Raw genomic sequence first — 19,258 nt, 5'->3', positions numbered from 1 at the left:
AGCGTCTCGGCTAAACGACAGATCGGCCTGCCCGCCGTCATGATCGGCGGGGTTCTCCTTCTGGTCGTCTCCGTGGCGATCGCGATGACGCTCGGGCCGGCGCAGATCTCGCTGGTCAACGTGCGTGACGTCGTGCTCAACCACCTGGGACTGGCGGACATCCCCGTCAGGGTGTCCAAGAACGCGATCGTGTGGGAAGAACGGCTCCCACGCAGCCTCGTGGCAGCTGCATGCGGCAGCGGCCTCGGGATCTGCGGGGTCATCATGCAGTCGCTGCTCCGCAACCCGCTCGCCGACCCGTTCGTGCTCGGCATCAGTTCCGGCGCGTCCACGGGAGCGGTGTTGGTCGGGATCCTCGGAGTCGGTGGGGCCGCGCTCGGACTGTCCGGTGGCGCGTTCATCGGGGCCCTGGTGGCATTCGGACTGGTGCTGCTGCTCGCTCAACTCTCCGGTGGCAACAACGACCGCGTGATTCTGGCCGGAGTGGCGTCGACCCAGTTGTTCTCGGCATTGACGTCCCTGGTGATCTTCGCGTTCGCCGATTCCGACGAGACCCGCGGCGTCATGTTCTGGCTGCTGGGCTCGCTCGAGGGTGTTCGCTGGGACGACGTGATTCTGTGCGCCGCAGTCGTCGCGGTCGGGACAGCCGTCTGCTTCTACTACGCATTCGTGCTCGACGCGTTCTCGTTCGGCAACGAGGTCGCGTCCTCACTGGGCATCCCGGTACGCAAGGCTCGCATCGCACTTCTGGTCGTGACCGCCCTCATCACGGCCACCTTGGTGAGTGTGGCAGGGGCGATCGGATTCCTCGGGCTCGTGTTACCGCATGCAGCGCGGTTCCTCGTCGGCTCGAGGCACGGTCGGCTCGTTCCGGTCACGGCGTTGATCGGAGCGGTCTTCATGGTCTGGGTGGACGCGGTGTCGCGCGTCGCGTTCGCGCCGACGCCGCTGCCGGTCGGCGTGGGTACCGCACTGGTGGGCGTCCCGGCATTCATCGCCATCCTGTCCAGACGGAAGAAGGCGTCATGACACTCTCGGCAACCGATGTCACGTGGCGTCGAGGCGGTGCGCTGGTCGTCGACGGGGTGTCCCTCGAGCCCGGCCCGGGCGATACCGTCGGGCTGCTCGGGCCCAACGGATCCGGCAAGTCCTCGCTGCTGCATCTGATGAACGGTGCCGTCAGGCCGACGTCGGGTGTGGTGACCCTCGACGGAACCGAGCTGTCCGCGATGCGTCGCAAGGACGTCGCGAAGATCGTGGCCGTGGTGAGTCAGCACGCCGACACCGACTTCGACATCACCGTCGCCGACGTCGTACGGCTCGGCCGCATTCCCCATCGAGGAGCGTTCGGCGGAGACGCAGCTGCAGATGCGGCGGCCGTGGATTCTGCACTGCGGCACACGGGTCTGGCAGGAAAGGCCCATTGCCTGTGGCATCAGCTGTCCGGCGGAGAACGGCAGCGCGCGCAGATCGCGCGCGCCCTGGCTCAGGAGCCGCGGGAACTGCTGCTCGACGAACCGACCAACCATCTCGACATCCATCATCAGCTCGAATTGCTGGCGCTGGTCGCACGGTTACCCATCACGAGCGTCATCGCACTGCACGATCTGAACCTGGCGGCGATGTTCTGCACGCAACTCGTGGTGTTGTCCGAGGGCCGGGTGGTGGCAGCAGGCGCACCCGCCGACGTGCTCACCGAGGAGTTGATCGCGCGGGTGTACCGCGTGCGTGCCCATGTGACCCTCGATGGACCGAACAACAGTCCGTCGATCCGATTCGAGCCCGGCCTCGGGGCGCACGTGTAACTCGACCTGCCGATCGAGTCGACTGGTTTCACCATCGACCATCACCGTCAACATCGCCGAAACATTTCTCGCGCACGATGGTCGCGCCGAAACATGGTGCGATGCGACGGAGGTGTCGCCGAGCACGACGGAAACTCGATCGAACGGTGAGCGCATGACAGAACGACCGACCGCAACGGACCGGGAAGCCGAACCCGATGTACGCCGAAAGTCTTGGTATGCATCTCTTTTCGTGCAGTTACTGATCGGCATAGTCGGAGGCATTGCGATCGGGTGGCTCTGGCCGGGCCTGGGTGCAGACCTCAAACCACTGGCCGACGGCTTCATCAAGCTCATCAAGATGCTGATCGCCCCGATCATCTTCTGCACCGTCGTCATCGGCATCGCCCATGTGGGCGACCTCAAGTCCGTCGGCCGCATCGGCGTCAAGGCCCTGGTCTACTTCGAGCTGATCACGACGTTCGCGCTCGTGTTCGGTCTGGTGGTCGGCAACATCGTCAAGCCGGGCTCCGGGTTCTCCATCGACCCGCAGACCTTGGCCACCGGTGCCGAGGCCGTCGACCAGAAGACCGGCAGCGGCGAGTTGCCGCACACCGTGGACTTCTTGCTGAACATCATTCCGACCTCCGTGGTGTCGGCATTCGCCGAGAACGCGCTACTGCAGGTGCTGTTCTTCGCCGTGCTGTTCGGCTTGGCCTTGGCGAAGTTCGGTGAGAAGGGCCCGCCGATCGTGCTCGAACTCGTCGATCACATCAGTCACATCTTCTTCACCATCATCGGTTGGATCATGCGCCTGGCACCCATCGGTGCCTTCGGGGCGATGGCATACATCGTCGGCCAGTACGGCATTTCGTCGCTCGGTAGCTACGGGAAACTGATCGCGTGCTGCTACCTGGCTGCCGTGTTGTTCATTGTCGTTCTCGCGGCCGTCGCGCGGTACTTCGCCGGAGTCAACCTCTGGAAGTTCTTGCGGTACATCAAGGACGAGTTGTTCCTCGCCCTCGGAACGGCGTCGACGGAGGTGGTACTGCCGCGCATCATGGTCAAGCTGACCGAGGCAGGGTGCTCCCGCACGACCACCGGTCTGGTGGTTCCGACGGGGTATTCGTTCAACCTCGACGGAGCAACCCTCTATCTGTCGATCTGCATTCTCTTTCTCGCGCAGGCTCTCGGCGTCGACCTGACACTCGGAGAGCAGATCGCTGCGGTGTTGATCCTGATGCTGACCTCCAAAGGCATGGCGGGAGTACCGGGTTCGTCGTTCCTCGCATTGTCGGCGACCGTTGCGGCCATCGGGCACGGGTCCATCCCGGTTGCGGCCGTGGCGTTGCTGCTCGGTGCCGACCGGATCATGGACTCCATGCGAGTATCGGTGAACCTTCTCGGCAACTGCGTCGCGACATTCGTCGTGGCGAACTGGGAGGGCCAACTCGACAAAGAGCGAATGCGCAGAGTGCTCGACGGTGAGGAGGTACCGCCGTTGGAGGCGATCGAGGAGTCGAAGGACTACGAACCGGTCGGATCGGAGCCGGAATCGGTAGCGATCGGGGGAACCTCGAAGGCGAGCAACGCCACGTCGTCCTGAAGTCCGTCACCGAACGAGGCCAACAATTCGGTCAGATCGTCGACGATCTTTGCCGCGGAGGTCCGGCCTCGTTCGGCGGCGAATGCGTGCAGACTGCCGTCGTCGTCGAAACGAGTTCGGCCCGGGCCGACGATCGCCTCGGTCAGCCCGTCGGTGTAGAACGCCAACACGTCACCGGGCTGCATCGTCACCGTCGCCGAGGCGAAGTGCGGTTCGGTGAGGGCTCCGACCAACTGCCCCCCGGTGGTGTCCACGAATTCGACGACGCCGTCGTGCGCGATACGAAGAGCCGGCGGGTGGCCTCCGCTGGCGAGGTGCACCACGGCACCGTCGGGTCCCGGCGCGACGGTACCGAAGACCACGGTGCAGAAACGCGGATCGTCGCCGTGAAACTCGTGGTGGAGCACCGTGTTGAGGTTCTCGAGTACGGCGATCGGATCCCGATCGAAGACCGCTGCGGCCCGCAGCGTGTATCGAGTCAGGGACGTGACGGCAGCCGCGCCCGCTCCTTTTCCGCTCACGTCGCCGAGGAAGAAACCCCACGTCGCGTTGTCGAGGGGAAACACGTCGTAGAAGTCGCCGCCCACTTCGTCGATGGACGCGGGGTGGTAATGGGCCGCCACCTGCATGCCCGTCGGCGCGGACAGGATCGGCGGCAACAGTGTGCGTTGCAGAGTCGACGCCAGAATCTGTACCTGAGTCTTCTCTGCTTCCGCCAACTTGCGGGCTTCCTCCGACGCGCCCAATGCATCCTGAGATCGGTCGAGAGCTGCTTCGGCGTCGTCCTGAGCTGCCTCGGCATATATCCGCGCATCCATCAGGTGCTGCTCGCGGACTCGGCGCTCGGTCTCGTTGTGCAGCGTCATGGTCACCGTCGTCGCACCGGACACCGCTCGCAAACTGTTGGCGAGCATCGACACCGCCGTCTGCGAGCCCGATGCGGGTGCGCCGGTGAGTTGCGCCGTCACTCCGATGGGCGAGTTGGAGTCGGACGACGTGGCTGCCGCGAGCAGTTCGCGCAAAACCGGTGCGAACCCGGGGCTGAAAAGATCCGTGACTGCGGTGCCGACCAGATCGTCCTGACTCAGTGCCGTGATGCGAGCGGCCGCCGCGTTGGCGTAAAGGATGTCGCCGGACGCAACGTCGATCGAAAAAACCCCGCACGGTGCGGAGTCGAGTAGTTCGGCAGCCGAGGCGGTCATGGCTTCTCCTACCAAGATTACGAGGGGCGGCCGGTTGATTCGGCCGTGACTGGGTTCCGCCACACTGCGGTGACCACGGTGCCCAGACCTGGACGGTGGTCGACGGTGAGGTCGTCGGACACTGCCTCGGCGAGCTGAAGCCCGTGGCTTCGTGTGGTCGTCGGTGCCGGCGGACGCCACGTGCCGGTGTCCGAGACGGTGACGGTCAGTGTCTCGCGTTCGTACGCTGCCGTGATCGTCATCGTCCCCGGTTCGGGCGCGGAGCTGTAGGCGTGTTCGACGACGTTGGCCAGGGCTTCGTAGGCCCCGAGAGCGATGTCGTCCACGAGAGTCCGATGCACTCCCAGGTCGAGCGCCCAACCCTGGAGTCGGCGCCGTGCGGCGCTGGCAGCAGCAGCCTCAGCGGTCGCAGTGTGACTCCACCGACTGGCGGGCTGTGAGTGGGACGTCATCGGCCACCCTCACTGTCGACCGCGCTCGACTGCACGTGCGCCACAGCCTCGGGAACGGTGGTGAAGGTGGCCATCACCCGGTCGATTCCGCTGAGTTGAACCGGGCGAACGACCACCCCGTCGACGGCGACCAGTGCCATCCGTGACGATTCGGGCAGCCGGTCGGACACCCGGACCAACACGGTGATGGCGCTCGACGACAGAAAGCTCACATCGGTCATGTCGACCACCAGTCCGCGTTCCGCGGCGTCAGCCGCAGGGAACGCAGCGGCGGACAAGTGGGGGATGGTATCCAGGTCGAGTTCGCCTCTGACTGTGATGACGGTTGTCGCGTCGTGCACATCCGAAACGATCTCGAACTGTCCTCCGGTCGGGTCGTCAGACATACGGCCGAGGTTACCTGTCATCGTGTCCGATTCACGATCCAGGCGCGTCGACGAACAGCTCGCCTGCACCCAGTACGTCGAGGACCATGCGCACCGAACGGGCCGGCGCGTGGATGACGATCTTGCCCGGGTGGGTGTATGTCGCGTCGACGATGGCATTCGCGACTCCCGAGTAGACGAACGACACCTCGGACAGGTCGATCGTGACCACGGAGGAAACGGCGGCCAGGCGATCGAGGCCGTGTACGAACTCGGCCCGGGTCGACATGTCGAGTTCACCGAAGGCGCGCAGGATGTTGTTCCCGTCGGAACGGACGATGGTGTCGAGTCGGAACTCGGCTTCGTCGTCGCGAACGGCGTTGTCCATGGTGGCAATGCTCATCGACATGTCGAGACCTCTTCCGGAGAAGTGCGCGGCCGGCTGGTGTCTCCGCCTGCTCGCTGGTTTGTTGTGTAGTCAACGATGCCAGTGCGAGATGTCGGACGGTGATGTCGACGATCTCGAGTCGGTAACGAAAGATCTCGTTTCGATAACGCCGTCATCGGGTCAGGAATTCGATCAGTGCACTGGTGACTTTCTTTCGCGCCCATCCGCGCGCCCCTCGCTGGCCGAGTGCGGCCCGAGCGGCGTTGGCCCCGGCCGCACCGTGGACTCCGCCCCCGGGGTGGGCGGACGCGGACCCGAGGAACAATCCTTCCACCGGGGTCTCCGCGCGCCCCAATCCTGGCGTGGGACGAAAGATCAACTGCTGCTGCAGTTGTGCGGTACCACCGTTGACCGCACCGCCGTGCAGGTTGGCATCGGCGCCGTGCAGATCACTCGGTCTCTGCACCACCCGTCCCACCACCGAATCGGCGAATCCCGGGGCATGCTGTTCCAACACCTGATCGACGCGGTCGGCGACGGTCTCGGCGGCCGAGTCGTCGACGACGCCGCGCGGCAGATGTGTGTAGGCCCAAGCGCTTTCGGTGCCCTCGGGCGATCTGGACCGGTCCGCTGTGGTCATCTGGCCGAACAACATGAACGGGCTCTGCGGGAGAACCCCGGTCGTGAGATCGGCCGCCCAATGGACCAGGCCGTTGTCGTCCGCACCGAGGTGGACGGTGCCTGCGTCGGCCAAAGATGCTGAGCGCCAAGGTATTCGACGGTCGAGAGCGTAGTTGAGCTTGACCACCGGGGTGTCCCACTCGAACGTACGTAAGTCGTCGTGCACGCGACGCGGGACCGCATCGAAGGGCAGCAACGACCCGTACAGCGCGGGGGCCGACACGTCGGCAACGATCGCTCGACGAGCGCGGAACGTCTCGCCACCTGTCGTGTGCACGGCGCGTGCACGACCGCCCCGCACGTCGATGGACTCGACGGGTCGACTGCACGTCAGCACAGCACCCGAAGCCTGAGCCCGGCGAATCAACGCGTCGGTCAATGCCGACGATCCACCTACGGGTGCCGGATACCCGACGTCCTGCGCGAGCATCGTCAGCAGATATCCCATCATTCCGCTCACCGGCGCGTCGGTGGGAACGTCGCCGTGCATCGCATTGCCCAGGAGCAGGCACCGCGCGGCCTCGCTGTGGAACAGCTCGTGGGCCATCACCCGTGCAGGCAACGCAGCGAACCGGACGAAGCGCAGTGTCTCGGAGACGCCGAGAGTGCGCGCCAATCGTGCTGCCGGCAGTACCGGTGGAAACGGCCCGAAGAGCGAACCGAGCAGGGGAGTGCGAACACGTTCCCACTGCTCGAACAGGCGCAGCCACGTGTCACCGTCGCGTACGTCGTGCTCACGCAACAGAGCAGCGGTCGCCTCGACGTCGTGATGGACGACCGGAGCGTCGGTGTCCTCCGGGGATCGCGCGTGGCCGTAGACCGTCGGCGAGTGAGACCACGTCAGTCCGTGACGCTCGAGCTCGAGTGCTGTCATGGCGGGCGAGGACACAGCCAGCGGATAGAACGCGCTGAACAGGTCGCTGGTGAATCCAGGAACCAGTTCGGCACTGCGGACGGCGCCGCCGGGTAGTTCGGCCGCCTCGAGAATCACGACGTCCCACCCCGCGTCGGCCATCGCCGCGGCGGCGACCAATCCGTTGTGACCGCTACCTATGACGACTGCGTCGACCTCTGTGGTGGTCATCGGGTGATGCTCCTGGGCTCGGTCGCGGTCTTGTTGCTCACAACCCTACCGACGTAGTACAGCGCGATTCCGACTGCGAGCAGCAGCCCGGCGCGGAGCCACGTGGCCGCGGACTGCTGAGTGAGCAGCACGGCGCACGTGATCAACGCCAGGACGGGAAGCGCCGTCGGCGTTCGGAAGTGGTCGGTGTCGGGTCGGTCTCGACGCAGCACGAGCACAGCAATGTTGGTACTGATGAAGACGAACAACAGAAGCAGCACCACCGTTTCGGCGAGTGCGGCCACGGAGCCGGTGGTGCACAACACCATTGCGACCACAGTGGTCGCGACAATGGCCGCCCACGGAGTCTGGCGGCCGGGCAGCACCTTGGCCAGGGCGACCGGAAGCAATCCGTCGCGGGCCATGCCGAAGGTCAATCTCGACGCCATGATCATCGTCAGCAAGGCACCGTTGGCGACGGCCACGAGGGCGACCAGACTGAAGACCCACGGTGGGATTCCGGCGTCGGCGGCGTCGACGACCTCGAGCAGCGGACCGGTGGACTGGGCCAGCGTATCCGCCGGAACGACCGTAGAGACTGCCAGACCGACCAGCACATAGACCACTCCGGCCGTCGTGACGGCTCCGAGCAGAGCCCGGGGATACACCCGCCGCACATCCTCGACCTCCTCGGCGATGTTGGCCGAAGTCTCGAACCCCACGAACGAGTAGAAGGCGAGCAGAGCCGCCCCCAGCACTGCCAGCGTCGGCGTGGTGTCGTCGGTGAATTCGAGCACCCGTGACGGCGCGCCGTCGCCGCGGCTCAGAACGAGCCCGGCCAGGGCGATGATCACGACGAGACCGGACACCTCGATCACCGTCATACCGAGGTTGGCCCGAAGAGATTCGGTGATCCCGCGGGCATTGAGAAGTCCGACGAGAAGTAGGAAGACGACCGCCGCAGGCACGGCGGGCACATCGAGAAACACTGCGAGATAGTCGCCCGAGAAGGCCAGCGCCAGACCTCCCGCGCTCGTCACACCTGCCGCGAGCATCGAGAATCCGACGAGGAACGACACTATCGGTCGCCCGAAGGCTCGCTGGGCGAACACCGCCGCCCCGCCCGCGCGGGGATACTTGGTCACCAATTCGGCGTACGACGCCGCAGTGAGCAAGGCCATCAGGAGAGCGAGCAGCATCGGCAGCCAGATCGCTCCGCCGACCTCACCCGCGATTTCCCCGACGAGAGCGTAGATCCCGGCACCCAGCACGTCACCGAGAATGAAGACGAACAACAACTTGCCCGAGATCGCCCGGCGCAGTGGCGTCGACGACCCGTCGGACTCGGAGCCGTCCGGGTGGACGCTCGGACTGTGGTCGGACGCCATCAGTGCCGGTTCCCGCTTCGGGGGCCGGTGCTGGAGACAGATCGAATCGATCGACGAAATGGGAGAGTCATGTGAATCGCATGCCCGCTGCATTCGGTCTTCAATCGTGTTCGGCCGTTCCGTTGCGGCACAGACGTTTCGGTGAGCGGGCCGTGCCTGACCCGGCAGGTTCTACGGGTTCGATGCGCGCTCCGCCAACAGCGCGAGACGCCTGAGTGCCTCGGAATTTCGGGGGTGAGACAGCGCATGCTGAACCCGGTTGGGCACGAGCTCGAACGGCGGTGTGCTCGCGTGCTCGATCATTTCGATCGTGCAGCCGGTCGCTGTCGGGTGCAACCGGACGGTGATGGAGGCGCGTCCGAACGGCATGGCCCTGGCTTCCAGCTGTAATTCGCGGTTCTCGTGAACGGCGACCGAGCGCGTGACGTCGCTGAGCACGAGCGGCCAGGCCCCGACCGAATGGTGGATGACACTGCCAGGAGCAGGCCACGCCGCGTCGACCGCTCTGATTCGGGATGCACCGACCACCCACATTGCGTAGGACCAGCCATCGGCAAGAACGTTCCACACGTCCTCGCATCGAGCTGTGGTGTCGCGTTTCGTCGTCACGCTCGGACCTCCGTCGTCATCTCGGTACGCCGCTACGCCGAACGAAAAGCGTTGGTATGCCGCCGTTCTCGGGGCACACGTACGGCGGTTGCGCAGTGGGGGACCGGCCTGGACTCGACTCGGATATCGGTGACGCTACCTGCCGCTGAGCCGGGGCACAACGCGGCAGCGGGCCCGGCGCACGCGGCTTCTCGACCACCCGGCGCGGTATGGGGCGTCGGTTGCCATAATGGGCCGATGTCGACAATCGCTTACGTGATCGCAGGTTCGGAAGCCACCGGCGGGGCCGGTCTGCAAGCAGATCTCAAGACGTTCGAGCGGTTGGGGGTCTACGGGGTCGGCACCATCACGTGCATCGTGTCCTTCGATCCGAAGGCCGAATGGGGCCACCGCTTCGTGCCGATCGACAGTTCGGTGATCGCAGATCAAATCGAAGTGGCCACCGCCGCTCACGATCTCGATGTCGTCAAGATCGGCATGCTGGGCACCCCCGCCACCGTCGCCACGGTCGCGGAATCACTGCGCCTGCAGCCGTGGCGTCATGTCGTGGTCGATCCCGTGCTGATCTGCAAGGGGCAGGAACCCGGTGCGGCTCTCGACACCGACAATGCGCTCCGTCGCGACATTCTTCCGCTGGCCACCGTCATCACACCCAACCTGTTCGAGGCGACGACGTTGTCCGGAATGGACTCCATCGACACCGTCGAGGATCTCGGTGAGGCAGCCAGGAGGATCGCCGACCTCGGCCCCCAGTACGTCGTGGTCAAGGGTGGCGCCGGCCTACCCGGAGACGAAGCCGTCGACGTCGTGTTCGACGGACAGGACCTCACCGTCCTGCGCGCCCCGAAGATCGGCGACGAGAGGGTGTCCGGCGCAGGATGCGTGTTCGCAGCTGCCATCACCGCCGAGCTGGCCAAGGGATCCGGCGTGCTCGACGCAGTGGCCACGGCAAAGGACTTCGCGCATGCCGGCATCGTCAGCCGGTTGTCGAGCCACGCTCCGTTCGCTGCCGTCGCCTGGCAGAACTGAGCCCGCCGGCCCGGATATCGATGACGGGTCTGCCTCGAGTGCTGCGAGGCTTCATGTTTGGACGGGTTCGCCGCGGGGACACTGACGTAATCGACGTGTTCCTGCAGGCCCGGAATGCGTCGCCGGTGAAGCGAACAGCAGTCGAGGAGACACCATGGCCCAACATGACCCCGCCGACTCCGGTGCCGAAGCGAACGACGACGACCGCACGATGCGCGGGCACGCCGGGGAAGCGATCGTCGACGCGCGCAATTGGCCCGGCTACATCTGCATCGGTCTCGCGCTGGTAAGCCTCGGTCTGACCTTGACCGCGGCCGGCTACGGGTTCGAGGGGTGGGCGTGGACGGGCGCGGTCCTCGCGCCCGTTCTGCTCGTCGCAGGCACGGTTCTGGTGTTGCTCGAGCGTCGCCGGGTCAAGGCACAGGAAGGCAAGAACCTGACCGACCCTGCGGGGCATTGATCGAGCCCGATCTCGGCAGGGGTGGCACGTCGTCGATCGGCGTCGGCGTGGAACTGAACGAGCTGGCACTCTCGATCGGAGCTGCGCCGCCGATTCGTTCCGTGCGAGTGACCGGGGCAAGCGACGATTCGCGAACGGTTCGTCCCGGTGACCTGTACGTGGCGTTGCCCGGCCGCCGAGCTCACGGCCTCGACTTCGAGCTCGAGGCCAAGGCCCGAGGGGCAGTGGCGGCGTTGTCGGACCGGGCCTCGACGGTTCTGCCGACACTCGTCGTGCCGCACCCCCGCCGCCGGGTCGGGGAGGTGTGCGCTCGCATTCATCGGTTCGCGCACCGAGACCTCGATCTGTACGGAGTCACCGGGACCAACGGAAAGACGAGCACCACCCTGCTGCTCGGAGCCGGGCTCGCTGCGGCGGGAGACTCCGTGGCGACCATGACCGGAATCGGTTTGGCGGGGCCGCGCGGCGAGGAAAAATCGGCCAGAACTACGCCCGAGGCGGCCACAGTGCATCGGACTCTGCGCCGTTTCCGAGACGAGGGCGCTACGGCGGTTGCCCTCGAGGTGTCCTCTCACGCCGTCACCGAGCATCGCGTCGACGGTCTCCGTTTCGCGGTGATGGGGTTCCTCAATCTCACGCCGGATCACCTCGATTACCACGGAGACATGGACAACTACTTCGCCGCGAAGGCCGAGCTGTTCTCGGCGCACCGATCGACACGCGCTGTGGTCAACGTCGGCGATCCGCACGGCAGAATCCTGGCGGGACGCCTCGATATTCCCTGTTGGACGTGGTCCACGGCCGATCGCGGTGCCGATGTTCGCGGCGAGAACATCGAGTGCACCGACGTCGGAACGTCCCTGGCAGCGCGAACCCCGATGGGCGATGTCGAGATCCGCCTACCTCTGCTGGGTCCGCACCAGGCCGAGAACGCTCTGGCCGCACTGACCATGGCGTTGGCGGCCGGCCGCGACATCGCAGCAGTCGCGGCAGGACTCGAACGCCTCGACGCCGTTCCCGGCCGCCTCGAACGTGTCGACGTCGGACAGCCTTTCCTGGCCGTCGTGGACTACATGCACAACACGGCAGGTCAGCGGGCGCTGCTGCCGTTCGTCCGCAGCGTGGTCTCGGGTCGACTGATCGTCGTCGTCGGGGCAACGGGCGAACGTGACCCGGGTAAGCGGTTTCCACTCGGGCGAACGGCAGCCACGTTGGCCGATGTGGTGATCGTCAGCGACGAGAGTCCGCTGTCGGAGGACCCCGGCACCATCCGAGCCGCAGTGGAAGAGGGAGCTCGGGCTGCACGCTCAGCGGTGGTGGTAGTCGAAGCCGACCGGCGGCGTGCCGTGGAGCATGCTGTGGCCATTGCTCAGCCCGGGGATGCCGTGGTCGTGGCGGGCCGGGGCTGCGATGCCGAACAAGTGTACGGCGACCACATCCTGCGATTCGACGACCGTGAGGTGTTGCGCGACGTCCTCGCCGCCCACGTCGCGCGGAGTTGAACGCGTTACCGCTACTGCGCTGCGGACGTACGTTTCCGAGCGGATTTGTCTGCTCGACGCTGTGCGAACCTGCCGGCGGACTTCAGGGCCTTGGATACGACATTGGCTCTGCCCGTTCGCTTTTCGAGGCTCACGCCGGCAAATGCCAGGAGCCGGGCAGCAATGGGCAAGCCGATCGCGACGACAAGGTAGCGGTAAAGATACTTGCGGGCCAGCAGCGGGATCATGCGGGAAGTCCTGTCGTGGGGGAGGTTGTCAGCGGACGGCCCGTCGAACCTTGACTGCTGCTGTTGCCGTCAGCGCGATGATCGCTCCGACGACGGCTGCACCGAGCATTGCGACGCCCTGCCCGAGATCGAAGTTCCAGCCGAGGAAGTTGATCGTGCTGTGAACGGTGTTCTGCAGCACGAAGATGACCAGTGCTGCAACGAGCACGACCGTGACGAGGAGGGCCAACTTCGAGGCGAATCCGCCGCGGCGCTTGGTAGTTGTGGTGTCCGATGTTGCAATCATGAGGGTTCCGTTCTGTGAAGTGGAAGGTGAGCAGAAACCGAGTGCCGCCGATCGCGGTGACCGGCGGCACTCGATGCGGGGCTGCTGGTTACTTGAAGGTGTCCTTGATGTTCTCGCCGACCTTCTTGACGCCGGCCGAACCCTGATCCTTCTTGCCCTCGGCTTCGAGGTCCTTGTTGTCGGTTGCGTCGCCGACAACTTCCTTCGCCTTGCCGATGGCGTCTTCTGCTGCGTTCTTGGCCTTGTCGATGAAGCTCATGGTGTGCACCTTTCGGGTGGCTGTGATTGTTGGTAACGGATAAATAGTCGGTTTTCGAGGCCGAAAGCAAACGTCGCAGGAAAGTGATCTGCATCACTCGAGCGACCGCGGCGGTCAGGTGAGGGAGACCAGCTCGGTGATGTCGTCGTGCGGAAGCTCGCCGTCGACCACTGCTGTGACGACGGAGCTGTTCAGCGTGATGGCACCCTTGTGGTTGTCCAGGAATGCGGTATCGGCGGCATCGCGGCCTACCGAAATGCGGACCAGAGTGGACCGCGGTGCCAGGCACGTGGCGTCGACGACACGCCACTGGCCGCCGACGAACGCCTCGGCGACGGCATGGAAATCCATCGGATCGCATCCGGGCGCGTACACGGCCACGAGGCGGGCAGGAACATTGACAGCGCGCAGCATCGCGACGACCAGATGCGAATAGTCGCGGCACACTCCCTGGCCTGCGAGCAGCGTGTCGACGGCTCCGTCGATCGGATCACTGCTTCCTGGAACGTAATTCAGACGTGCGCCCACCCAGGCGGAGATCTTGGCCAGCAGTTCCTCGGAATCGGCGTAATCGCCGAATTCTGTTGCGGCGAAACCGTAGAACTTGTCTGCTTCGGCGTAGCGGCTGGGCCGAAGGTAGAGCGACATGTCGTAGTCGGTGACGGGGGCCGGGGTGGTGTTGCCCAGGATGGTGGCGTCGTACGAGACCTGTAAGTTGCCGACGTCGGCGGGCATGACGTGAATGCGGTTGCCGTGCGGTCCGCTGACCTCCTTCGCCTCGACGGGATTACCGTCGAGAACGAAGGAGAGCGATTCGGTGACCGTCGTACCGGGGTGCGGTGCGATGGCGATCTGGAATTCGAGCGTGGTGGCGGCGGTGATGTCTACATCGAGGCGCGCGGATACGTCGCGTTTGAGCATGAGGACTCCTGGCAGGTGGGGGCGGGTGAACCTGCTGCCAGTACCCGTATCCGCCGAAACCAATCGCCCCTGGTCACCGAGTGATCAACGCCACCCCAGTGCGGGGGCCACGTCGCGCAGCAGCGTCTCCAGAACGTGTGCGCAGTACTCCACACCCAACTGGTTCGGGACGGTGAGCAGCAGAGTATCCGCGGCGGCGATCGCCTCGTCCGCTGCCAGTTCTTCGATCAGCCGATCGGGCTCACCCGCGTAGGTCTTGCCGAAACGAGCCTTGCCGCCGTCGAGGTAGCCGACTTGGTCGTCGCCGCTGCCCTCTCGGCCGAAGTAGGCGCGGTCGAGATCGTTGACGATCGGAAAGATGCTGCGGCTCACGGATGTTCGAGGAGCGAAGTCGTGGCCCGCGTCGCTCCACGTCTTGTGGAAGCGTTCGATCTGTTCGGCTTGCAACTGATGGAAAGGCACCCCGGTGTCTTCGCTGAGAAGTGTGGAGCTCATCAGATTCATGCCCTGGCGCGCCGTCCACTCGGCCGTCTCGCGGGTGCCTGCGCCCCACCAGATGCGTTGGCGCAGACCCGGTGCGTGAGGTTCGAGGCGCAGCAGGCCGGGCGGGTTGGGGAACATCGGCCGCGGGTTCGGCTGAGCGAAGCCCTTGCCTTCCAGCAGGTCGAGGTAGATGCGGGTGTGCTCGCGAGCCATGTCTGCGTGGTCGGAGCCCTCCGCGGGGGAGTATCCGAAGTGGCGGTACCCCTCGATGACCTGTTCGGGCGATCCCCGGCTTACGCCGAGTTGCAACCGCCCGCCCGAGATGAGGTCGGCAGAGCCGGAATCCTCGGCCATGTAGAAGGGATTCTCGTACCGCATGTCGATGACGCCGGTACCGATTTCGATGGTGCTCGTCCTGGCTCCGACGGCGGCGAGCAGCGGAAACGGCGACGAGAGCTGGTTGGCGAAGTGATGGACGCGGTAGTACGCACCATCGGCTCCGAGTTCCTCGGCCGCGACCGCGAGGTCGATCGACTGCAACAGCACATCCGATGCCGATCGGGTCTGCGACTGCGGGGACGGTGACCAGTGTCCGAAGGACAGAAATCCGATCTTCTTCATCGTGTGCTCTTTCGTTGAAGGATCAACTATGTTCGTACGACTCAGCGCACAGCCGGGTCGATTCATTCCCGGTGCCGGAACTACGCCCCGATACCCGCCGTCAACAACTTCGCCAGCTCGAGGTAGGCATCGCCGTCACTCAGACCGGTCAGGCGGAACACCTCGCGCGTCTGGATGCGCACCATGACCGAGGATGCGACGTCACCGACGAATGCCGCATGGACGTCGCGTACCTCGCCACTGGCCACACCCTCGCTGATCAGCTCCTGGACCCGTCGTGCCGCGATTGCGGTGTTGCGTTCGTACACCGAACGGGCCGATTCGAGCGACGCGAGATCGGTCATGAATTGCTCGGACGCAGATTCCAGAGCGGCACCGACTGCGGTGAGATACGTGGTGATGCGGTTGCGGGTTCCGTTGACCTCGGCAACCGCATTCTCGACCTGGGTGGTCATGGACTTGAAGTAGTGCACGGTTGCGCCGCCCACCAGCTGATCCTTGCTCGACGCCAACGTGTACAAGGTGGATTTTGAGCAGCGGAGGCGAGCCGCGATGGTGTCGAGCGTCAGGTGAGCGAACCCCTCGGCCAGGAACAGGCTGACGAGTTGGTCGAACAATTCCGAACGGCGAGCCGTGGCATGCGAGGTCACGGGTGCGTTCACATCCAGGATGGTACTGCATCGTCTTGTGCAGTACTGTGCATCAGTACTGCGGATCATTCTTCAGTACTGATGCCGAACATCCCGGAGGTTCTAGTGCCCGTCGCTCGTCTGTTGCCCACCGCCGAAGCGCGCGACCTTCTCGCGCTGACCCGCGATGTGGCAGACAAGGTGCTCGACCCGATCGTCGACGAACACGAGCGCAACGAGACCTATCCGACGGGAGTGTTCGCCACTCTCGGCGAAGCCGGACTGTTGAGCCTGCCGTACGCGGAGGAATGGGGCGGCGGAGGTCAGCCGTACGAGGTGTACCTCCAAGTACTCGAGGAATTGGCATCACGATGGGCGGCCGTTGCAGTCGCGGTGAGCGTGCACGGTTTGGCCTGCTATCCCGTGATGGCGTTCGGTACCGATCAGCAGAAGGCCGACAAGCTTCCCGACATGCTCGGCGGATCGCAGATCGGTGCCTATTCGCTGTCCGAGGCGCAGGCCGGTTCCGACGCAGCGGCCCTGAGTTGCAAGGCGAGCGCGGCCGACGGTGGGTACACGGTCAACGGGTCCAAAGCATGGATCACCCACGGCGGTGTTGCTGATTTCTACAACCTGTTCGCCCGCACCGGCGAAGGCTCCAAAGGTATCTCGTGTTTCCTCGTTCCCGACGGGACCGAAGGCCTCAGTTTCGGCAACCCCGAGGAGAAGATGGGGTTGCATGCGATCCCGACCACGTCGGCGCACTACGACAACGTGCACGTTCCCACCGAATGGCGCATCGGAGCGGAAGGCCAAGGACTGCAGATCGCCTTCAGTGCGTTGGATGCCGGAAGGCTCGGAATCGCCGCTATCGCAGTAGGAATCGCCCAGGCTGCACTCGACGACGCCGTGAAGTACGCGCAGGAACGCACTGCGTTCGGCAAGAAGATCATCGACCATCAGGGTCTTGGGTTCGTGCTGGCGGACATGGCCGCCGCAGTCGACTCCGCACGCGCGACCTATCTCGACGCGGCTCGCCGTCGGGACGCCGGACTTCCGTACTCCCGCAACGCTTCTGTGGCCAAGCTGATCGCTACCGATGCGGCCATGAAGGTGACGACCGACGCCGTGCAGGTGTTCGGCGGGTACGGCTACACCAGAGACTTCCGCGTCGAGCGCTACATGCGCGACGCCAAGATCACGCAGATCTTCGAGGGCACCAACCAGATTCAGCGTCTCGTCATCGCCCGATCACTCGCGACCAACTGACCATCCGCACCTTGCTTTCCACACACACGTAGGGGACATCTGCATGACGACAACCGAACCCGATATCCATACCACTGCGGGTAAATTGGCCGATCTTCGTAAACGTCTGGGGGCTGCGGAGATGCCGTCGGGTGAGGCGGCGGTGGAGCGGGTCCACGCGAAGGGCAAGTTGACCGCGCGCGAGCGGATCACGGCCCTGCTCGACGAGGGCTCGTTCGTCGAACTCGATGCGTTGGCGCGGCACCGATCACAGAATTTCGGGTTGGGTGACAATCGCCCCTTCGGTGACGGTGTCGTCACCGGCTACGGCACCGTCGACGGCCGCGATGTGTGCGTGTTCTCCCAGGACGCGACCGTCTTCGGCGGCAGTTTGGGGGAGATCTACGGCGAGAAGATCGTCAAGGTGATGGACCTGGCGATCAAGACCGGGCGGCCGTTGGTGGGCATCAACGAAGGCGCCGGGGCCCGCATCCAGGAAGGGGTGGTCTCCCTCGGGTTGTACGGGGAGATTTTCCACCGCAACGTCCGCGCATCCGGGGTGATCCCGCAGATCTCGGTGATCATGGGCCCCGCCGCCGGCGGACACGTCTACTCCCCAGCGTTGACCGATTTCGTGGTCATGGTCGATGGCACCAGTCAGATGTTCGTCACCGGCCCCGATGTCATCAAGACCGTCACCGGGGAGAACGTGACGATGGAAGAACTCGGTGGCGCGCACACCCACATGGAGAAGTCCGGGGTCGCGCACTACGTCGCGTCCGGGGAGCAGGACGCCCTCGACTACGTCCGCGACCTCCTGTCCTATTTGCCGTCGAACAATCGGGCCGATGCCCCGCGCACGGTGGCGTCGGATCCGATTGTCGGATCCATCGAGGATTCGTTGACGGCGGAGGATCTCGAACTCGACACTCTGATCCCGGATTCGCCGAACACTCCGTACGACATGCACGAGGTGATCCGCCGGATCCTCGACGACGACGAATTCCTCGAAGTCCAGGAGGGTCGGGCTCGCAACATCATCGTCGGGTTCGGGCGGATCGACGGTCGGTCGGTGGGGATCGTGGCCAATCAGCCCACCCAGTTCGCCGGCACCCTCGATATCGATGCCTCGGAGAAAGCAGCCCGGTTCGTCCGCACGTGTGATTGTTTCAACGTTCCGATCATCACGTTGGTCGATGTGCCGGGGTTCCTGCCCGGGACGGGGCAGGAATACAACGGCATCATCCGGCGTGGAGCGAAGTTGTTGTATGCCTACGGGGAGGCGACGGTCGGGAAGATCACCGTCATCACCCGTAAAGCGTATGGCGGGGCGTACGACGTGATGGGGTCCAAGCACATGGGTGCCGATGTGAATTTGGCGTGGCCGACGGCGCAGATCGCGGTGATGGGTGCCTCGGGTGCGGTCGGGTTCGTCTACCGCAAGCAGTTGCTCGAGGCGGCGAAGAACGGTGAGGACGTCGATGCATTGCGGCTGACGTTGCAGCAGCAGTACGAGGACACGTTGGTCAACCCGTACGTCGCTGCCGAACGCGGGTACCTCGATGCGGTCATCCCGCCCAGTCACACCCGCGGACAAATCGTGACCGCGTTGCGACTGCTCGAACGCAAACAAGTGACCCTGCCCCCGAAGAAACACGGAAACATCCCACTATGAGCGGCGAAGCGAATCATGCTGCTGCGTCCGCCAGTTGGTCGTTTCGCGGAAGTCCGACGGACTCCGAGATCGCTGCTGTCGTTGCGGTTCTGACTGCCGCGCAGTCGTCGGTGGCCGAGGACGTGCCGGCCCCGATCGATCTGTGGGGTCGACCTGAAGATATGCATCGTTACGGACTCGCCAGTGCCCCAGCTCTTTTCGTCAATGCTCGATTCGGCCAGTGAAGGACTTCGCACAGATGACCACCTCTACCTCCCATAAGAAGATTTCCAAGGTTCTTGTTGCCAATCGTGGTGAGATCGCGGTTCGGGTGATCCGGGCGGCCGCTGATGCCGGGCTGGCCAGTGTCGCTGTGTACGCCGAACCCGACGCCGACGCAC

At 64.7% G+C, this 19,258-nt stretch carries 23 protein-coding genes; 10 read left to right on the top strand and 13 right to left on the bottom strand.

Annotated features, from left to right (window positions below; translation table 11 throughout):
• Positions 1–39 precede the first annotated feature (39 nt).
• From CH278_RS26465 to dctA, 3 genes are all read left to right on the top strand, one after another.
• A complete protein-coding gene (locus CH278_RS26465) occupies positions 40–1,029 on the top strand; it encodes a FecCD family ABC transporter permease (protein WP_080729059.1) in 990 nt (329 codons plus the stop codon).
• Entirely contained in the window at positions 1,026–1,805 is a 780-nt protein-coding gene (locus tag CH278_RS26460) for an ABC transporter ATP-binding protein (RefSeq protein ID WP_027496184.1), read from the top strand. The genes CH278_RS26465 and CH278_RS26460 overlap by 4 nt, the downstream gene beginning before the upstream one ends.
• A gap of 154 nt (positions 1,806–1,959) precedes the next feature.
• The gene (gene dctA / locus CH278_RS26455) at positions 1,960–3,390 is read left to right on the top strand and encodes a C4-dicarboxylate transporter DctA (protein ID WP_094623316.1); all 1,431 of its coding nucleotides are present in this window, start codon (positions 1,960–1,962) and stop codon (positions 3,388–3,390) included.
• Here the strand turns inward: dctA and CH278_RS26450 are convergent.
• From CH278_RS26450 to CH278_RS26420, 7 genes are all read right to left on the bottom strand, one after another.
• Complete coding sequence (locus tag CH278_RS26450) at positions 3,312–4,592, bottom strand: PP2C family protein-serine/threonine phosphatase (protein WP_094623315.1); 1,281 nt, start codon at positions 4,590–4,592, stop codon at positions 3,312–3,314. The genes dctA and CH278_RS26450 overlap by 79 nt on opposite strands.
• Positions 4,593–4,609: 17 nt before the next feature.
• Positions 4,610–5,044, bottom strand: a complete 435-nt coding sequence (locus tag CH278_RS26445) for an ATP-binding protein (protein ID WP_032368860.1) — start codon at positions 5,042–5,044, stop codon at positions 4,610–4,612.
• The gene (locus tag CH278_RS26440; RefSeq protein ID WP_027496186.1) at positions 5,041–5,430 is read right to left on the bottom strand and encodes an STAS domain-containing protein; all 390 of its coding nucleotides are present in this window, start codon (positions 5,428–5,430) and stop codon (positions 5,041–5,043) included. Before CH278_RS26440 ends, CH278_RS26445 begins: the two co-directional genes overlap by 4 nt.
• Positions 5,431–5,461: 31 nt before the next feature.
• On the bottom strand, positions 5,462–5,812 hold the full coding sequence (locus CH278_RS26435; RefSeq protein WP_139278545.1) for an STAS domain-containing protein: 351 nt from the start codon (positions 5,810–5,812) through the stop codon (positions 5,462–5,464).
• Between the two features lie 157 nt (positions 5,813–5,969).
• A complete protein-coding gene (locus CH278_RS26430) occupies positions 5,970–7,562 on the bottom strand; it encodes a phytoene desaturase family protein (RefSeq protein WP_094623314.1) in 1,593 nt (530 codons plus the stop codon).
• Positions 7,559–8,929 carry an APC family permease gene (locus CH278_RS26425; protein ID WP_094623313.1) on the bottom strand — a complete coding sequence of 457 codons (1,371 nt, stop codon included), beginning with the start codon at positions 8,927–8,929 and terminating at the stop codon, positions 7,559–7,561. The genes CH278_RS26430 and CH278_RS26425 overlap by 4 nt, the downstream gene beginning before the upstream one ends.
• Positions 8,930–9,100: 171 nt before the next feature.
• Positions 9,101–9,538: an SRPBCC family protein gene (locus tag CH278_RS26420; protein WP_027496188.1), complete on the bottom strand. Its 438-nt coding sequence runs from the start codon at positions 9,536–9,538 to the stop codon at positions 9,101–9,103.
• A 237-nt stretch (positions 9,539–9,775) separates the two neighbouring features.
• Here CH278_RS26420 and thiD point away from each other — a divergent pair, with 237 nt between their 5' ends.
• From thiD to CH278_RS26405, 3 genes are all read left to right on the top strand, one after another.
• Positions 9,776–10,567: a bifunctional hydroxymethylpyrimidine kinase/phosphomethylpyrimidine kinase gene (gene thiD, locus CH278_RS26415; protein ID WP_094623312.1), complete on the top strand. Its 792-nt coding sequence runs from the start codon at positions 9,776–9,778 to the stop codon at positions 10,565–10,567.
• 154 nt (positions 10,568–10,721) lie between these two features.
• Positions 10,722–11,027 carry a membrane protein gene (locus CH278_RS26410; RefSeq protein WP_032364705.1) on the top strand — a complete coding sequence of 102 codons (306 nt, stop codon included), beginning with the start codon at positions 10,722–10,724 and terminating at the stop codon, positions 11,025–11,027.
• Positions 11,024–12,529, top strand: a complete 1,506-nt coding sequence (locus CH278_RS26405) for a Mur ligase family protein (RefSeq protein ID WP_094623311.1) — start codon at positions 11,024–11,026, stop codon at positions 12,527–12,529. The genes CH278_RS26410 and CH278_RS26405 overlap by 4 nt, the downstream gene beginning before the upstream one ends.
• 11 nt (positions 12,530–12,540) lie before the next feature.
• Here the strand turns inward: CH278_RS26405 and CH278_RS26400 are convergent, their stop codons facing one another.
• The 6 genes from CH278_RS26400 to CH278_RS26375 form a co-directional block, all read right to left on the bottom strand.
• Complete coding sequence (locus tag CH278_RS26400; RefSeq protein WP_027496191.1) at positions 12,541–12,756, bottom strand: hypothetical protein; 216 nt, start codon at positions 12,754–12,756, stop codon at positions 12,541–12,543.
• Between the two features lie 28 nt (positions 12,757–12,784).
• Positions 12,785–13,042: a lipopolysaccharide assembly protein LapA domain-containing protein gene (locus tag CH278_RS26395; protein ID WP_174557318.1), complete on the bottom strand. Its 258-nt coding sequence runs from the start codon at positions 13,040–13,042 to the stop codon at positions 12,785–12,787.
• 88 nt (positions 13,043–13,130) lie between these two features.
• Positions 13,131–13,301 (bottom strand): CsbD family protein, encoded by a 171-nt coding sequence (locus CH278_RS26390; RefSeq protein WP_008718579.1) that lies wholly within the window; start codon positions 13,299–13,301, stop codon positions 13,131–13,133.
• 114 nt (positions 13,302–13,415) lie between these two features.
• On the bottom strand, positions 13,416–14,222 hold the full coding sequence (locus tag CH278_RS26385; protein WP_027496193.1) for a transglutaminase-like domain-containing protein: 807 nt from the start codon (positions 14,220–14,222) through the stop codon (positions 13,416–13,418).
• Positions 14,223–14,306: 84 nt separating this feature from the next.
• Positions 14,307–15,326: an LLM class flavin-dependent oxidoreductase gene (locus CH278_RS26380; RefSeq protein ID WP_027496194.1), complete on the bottom strand. Its 1,020-nt coding sequence runs from the start codon at positions 15,324–15,326 to the stop codon at positions 14,307–14,309.
• A gap of 80 nt (positions 15,327–15,406) precedes the next feature.
• Complete coding sequence (locus CH278_RS26375; protein WP_179274527.1) at positions 15,407–15,988, bottom strand: TetR/AcrR family transcriptional regulator; 582 nt, start codon at positions 15,986–15,988, stop codon at positions 15,407–15,409.
• 93 nt (positions 15,989–16,081) lie between these two features.
• Here CH278_RS26375 and CH278_RS26370 point away from each other — a divergent pair, with 93 nt between their 5' ends.
• The 4 genes from CH278_RS26370 to CH278_RS26355 all read left to right on the top strand — a co-directional run.
• The gene (locus CH278_RS26370; RefSeq protein ID WP_094623310.1) at positions 16,082–17,224 is read left to right on the top strand and encodes an acyl-CoA dehydrogenase family protein; all 1,143 of its coding nucleotides are present in this window, start codon (positions 16,082–16,084) and stop codon (positions 17,222–17,224) included.
• Positions 17,225–17,267: 43 nt separating this feature from the next.
• Positions 17,268–18,878, top strand: coding sequence for an acyl-CoA carboxylase subunit beta (locus tag CH278_RS26365; RefSeq protein WP_094623309.1), 1,611 nt, complete (start codon positions 17,268–17,270; stop codon positions 18,876–18,878).
• Positions 18,875–19,102, top strand: a complete 228-nt coding sequence (locus CH278_RS26360) for an acyl-CoA carboxylase epsilon subunit (RefSeq protein WP_032393277.1) — start codon at positions 18,875–18,877, stop codon at positions 19,100–19,102. The genes CH278_RS26365 and CH278_RS26360 overlap by 4 nt, the downstream gene beginning before the upstream one ends.
• A gap of 14 nt (positions 19,103–19,116) precedes the next feature.
• Positions 19,117–19,258, top strand: a 142-nt coding sequence (locus CH278_RS26355; RefSeq protein WP_143536319.1) for a biotin carboxylase N-terminal domain-containing protein, incomplete at its 3' end; no start/stop codon positions are given.

The organism is Rhodococcus sp. 05-2254-5, from assembly GCF_002258575.1.
In the GTDB taxonomy this organism is placed as follows: domain Bacteria; phylum Actinomycetota; class Actinomycetes; order Mycobacteriales; family Mycobacteriaceae; genus Rhodococcoides; species Rhodococcoides fascians.
This window is presented reverse-complemented; position numbering and strand designations above follow the sequence as displayed.

Excerpts from the sequence above, each read along its gene's own strand:
- CH278_RS26395 (WP_174557318.1), bottom strand. The coding sequence starts at position 13,042 with ATGATTGCAACATCGGACACCACAACTACCAAGCGCCGCGGCGGATTC.
- thiD (WP_094623312.1), top strand. The coding sequence starts at position 9,776 with ATGTCGACAATCGCTTACGTGATCGCAGGTTCGGAAGCCACCGGCGGG.
- CH278_RS26380 (WP_027496194.1), bottom strand. The coding sequence starts at position 15,326 with ATGAAGAAGATCGGATTTCTGTCCTTCGGACACTGGTCACCGTCCCCG.
- CH278_RS26400 (WP_027496191.1), bottom strand. The coding sequence starts at position 12,756 with ATGATCCCGCTGCTGGCCCGCAAGTATCTTTACCGCTACCTTGTCGTC.
- CH278_RS26440 (WP_027496186.1), bottom strand. The coding sequence starts at position 5,430 with ATGTCTGACGACCCGACCGGAGGACAGTTCGAGATCGTTTCGGATGTG.
- CH278_RS26435 (WP_139278545.1), bottom strand. The coding sequence starts at position 5,812 with ATGAGCATTGCCACCATGGACAACGCCGTTCGCGACGACGAAGCCGAG.
- CH278_RS26390 (WP_008718579.1), bottom strand. The coding sequence starts at position 13,301 with ATGAGCTTCATCGACAAGGCCAAGAACGCAGCAGAAGACGCCATCGGC.
- CH278_RS26385 (WP_027496193.1), bottom strand. The coding sequence starts at position 14,222 with ATGCTCAAACGCGACGTATCCGCGCGCCTCGATGTAGACATCACCGCC.
- CH278_RS26425 (WP_094623313.1), bottom strand. The coding sequence starts at position 8,929 with ATGGCGTCCGACCACAGTCCGAGCGTCCACCCGGACGGCTCCGAGTCC.
- CH278_RS26365 (WP_094623309.1), top strand. The coding sequence starts at position 17,268 with ATGACGACAACCGAACCCGATATCCATACCACTGCGGGTAAATTGGCC.
- CH278_RS26445 (WP_032368860.1), bottom strand. The coding sequence starts at position 5,044 with ATGACGTCCCACTCACAGCCCGCCAGTCGGTGGAGTCACACTGCGACC.
- CH278_RS26430 (WP_094623314.1), bottom strand. The coding sequence starts at position 7,562 with ATGACCACCACAGAGGTCGACGCAGTCGTCATAGGTAGCGGTCACAAC.
- CH278_RS26410 (WP_032364705.1), top strand. The coding sequence starts at position 10,722 with ATGGCCCAACATGACCCCGCCGACTCCGGTGCCGAAGCGAACGACGAC.
- dctA (WP_094623316.1), top strand. The coding sequence starts at position 1,960 with ATGACAGAACGACCGACCGCAACGGACCGGGAAGCCGAACCCGATGTA.
- CH278_RS26460 (WP_027496184.1), top strand. The coding sequence starts at position 1,026 with ATGACACTCTCGGCAACCGATGTCACGTGGCGTCGAGGCGGTGCGCTG.
- CH278_RS26450 (WP_094623315.1), bottom strand. The coding sequence starts at position 4,592 with ATGACCGCCTCGGCTGCCGAACTACTCGACTCCGCACCGTGCGGGGTT.
- CH278_RS26465 (WP_080729059.1), top strand. The coding sequence starts at position 40 with ATGATCGGCGGGGTTCTCCTTCTGGTCGTCTCCGTGGCGATCGCGATG.
- CH278_RS26360 (WP_032393277.1), top strand. The coding sequence starts at position 18,875 with ATGAGCGGCGAAGCGAATCATGCTGCTGCGTCCGCCAGTTGGTCGTTT.